We start from the raw sequence: 2,016 nt of genomic DNA, 5'->3' as shown, positions 1-2,016 counted from the left end.
GCTTCGAGCTCTACCAGCACTGGTACATGGGCGCGATGGCGACGCCGCGCACCGCGGGACACACCGGCTTCACCGGCACCTCCCTCGTCCTGGACCCTACGACCGACTCCTTCCTCGTCGTGCTCGGTAACTCGGTGCACCCGGTGCGCAGCTGGCGCTCCGGCTCGGCCCCCAGGGTGGCGGCGGCGAATCACATGGCACGCGCCGTTCCGGTACACCCCGCGCGGGGACGCACCGCCTGGTTCTCCGGCATGGCCAACGCGGCATCGGCCACCCTGACCCTGCCGCCGCTCACCCTCACCACGGAGCGGGCAAAGCTGCGCTGCGAGCTGTGGTGGGACACCGAGCCGGGTTCCGACCAACTGCGCCTGGAATCCTCGCGGGACGACGGCGCGACCTGGCAGCCGGTGCCGTTCACGACGCGGCACCGCGGCTCCGATCCCCGCCCGCACCCCGACGGCACCGCATCCGGCTGGTCCGGGCGCGTCTGGCACCGCCTCACCGCCGACCTCTCCGGCCTGCGGGGCCGGCCGGTGCGGCTGCGCTGGCGCTACGCGACCGACCAGCTCTACGTGGGGCGCGGCGCGTACGCCGACGGGCTGCGGGTCGAGGACGGCGGCCGTACCGCCTTCGACGAGGCACGGCCCGCCGACGCGGCCCGCATCGAGGCGGTGGGCTGGGCCCCCTCGGCCGACTGAGGCAGCGGCGGGGCCCTACTCCCCCAGCGCGGCCATGGCCGCGTTGTGCCCGGGAATGCCGCTGACCCCGCCGCCGCGCACGGCACCCGCCCCGCACAGCAGGACGTTGGCGTGCCGCGTCTCCACGCCCCAGCGCCCGGTGCCCTCCTGCGCGTACGGGAAGGCCAACTCGCGGTGGAAGATGTTGCCGCCGGGAAGGCGCAGGTCGCGTTCGAGGTCGAGGGGGGTCTTGGCCTCGATGCAGGGGCGCCCGTCCTCGTCGGTGGCCAGGCAGTCGGCGAGGGGCTCGGCCAGGTGCGCGTCCAGCTGCGCCAGGGTCGACTTCAGGAGTTCGGCCCGTACGGCGTCGTTGTCCCGGGCGAAGAGGCGGGCGGGCGTGTGCAGGCCGAAGAGGGTGAGGGTCTGGCAGCCGCGCTCCACCAGTTCGGGGGCGAGGATGCTGGGGTCCGTGAGCGAGTGGCAGTAGATCTCGGACGGCGGTGCGGCGGGCAGCTCACCGGATGCGGCCCGGGCGTACGCGGTGGCCAGTTCACCGTAGCCCTCCCCGATGTGGAAGGTCCCGGCGAACGCCTCGTGCGGGTCGACGGAGGTGTCGCGCAGCCTCGGCAGCCGTTCGAGCAGCATGTTGACCTTGAGCTGGGCGCCTTCGGCGGGAGCGGGCGGTGTGTCGCCGGTCAGTGCGGCGAGCTCCTGCGGCGACGCGTTGACCAGGACGTGCCGTGCGGCGACGGTGGATTCGCCGCCGGGCGTGCGGTAGGTGACCTCGGCGCTCCGGCCGTCCGACTCGATCCGGGTCACCTCGTGGTCCGTGGCGAGTTCGGCGCCCGCCGCGCGGGCCGCGTTCGCGAGGGCGCCGGTGAGCGCGCCCATGCCGCCGACGGGCACGTTCCAGTCGCCGGTGCCGCCGCCGATGACGTGGTAGAGGAAGCAGCGGTTCTGCCGCAGGGACGCGTCGTGGGCATCGGCGAACGTCCCGATGAGGGCGTCGGTGAGCACCACGCCGCGCACCAGGTCGTCGTGGAACCGTTCCTCGATGGCGACGCCGATGGGCTCCTCGAAGAGCACACGCCAGGCGTCCTCGTCGCCGATCCGCTCGCGCAGCGCCTCGCGCGTGGGCAGCGGCTCGGTGAGCGTGGGGAACACCTGCTCGGCGACCTGCCCCGTCATGGCGTAGAACTCCCGCCACGCCTCGTACTCCCGCGGGCCGCCGGTGAGCCGCTCGAACGCGTCCCTGGTGCGTGCCTCGCCGCCGCCTACGAGCAGCCCGGCCGGGCGCCCGTCGCGCTCGGTCGGGGTGTAGGAGGAGACGGTGCGGGTG

General features: G+C 74.2%; 1 protein-coding gene and 1 pseudogene. One reads left to right on the top strand and one right to left on the bottom strand.

Translation table 11 applies throughout. From position 1 onward, the window contains the following. A pseudogene (locus ACQKIP_RS46050) lies at positions 1 to 698 on the top strand (serine hydrolase); the annotation flags it as partial. 15 nt (positions 699 to 713) lie between these two features. Here the strand turns inward: ACQKIP_RS46050 and ACQKIP_RS46045 are convergent. Beyond that, the coding region (locus tag ACQKIP_RS46045; RefSeq protein ID WP_427745730.1) for a phytoene desaturase family protein at positions 714 to 2,016 on the bottom strand (1,303 nt) is incomplete at its 5' end.

Origin of the sequence: Streptomyces sp. NPDC059900 (assembly GCF_050270335.1) — a bacterium.
In the GTDB taxonomy this organism is placed as follows: domain Bacteria; phylum Actinomycetota; class Actinomycetes; order Streptomycetales; family Streptomycetaceae; genus Streptomyces.
The sequence above is the reverse complement of the archived record's forward strand: the minus strand, read 5'-3'. Positions and strand labels throughout refer to the sequence as shown.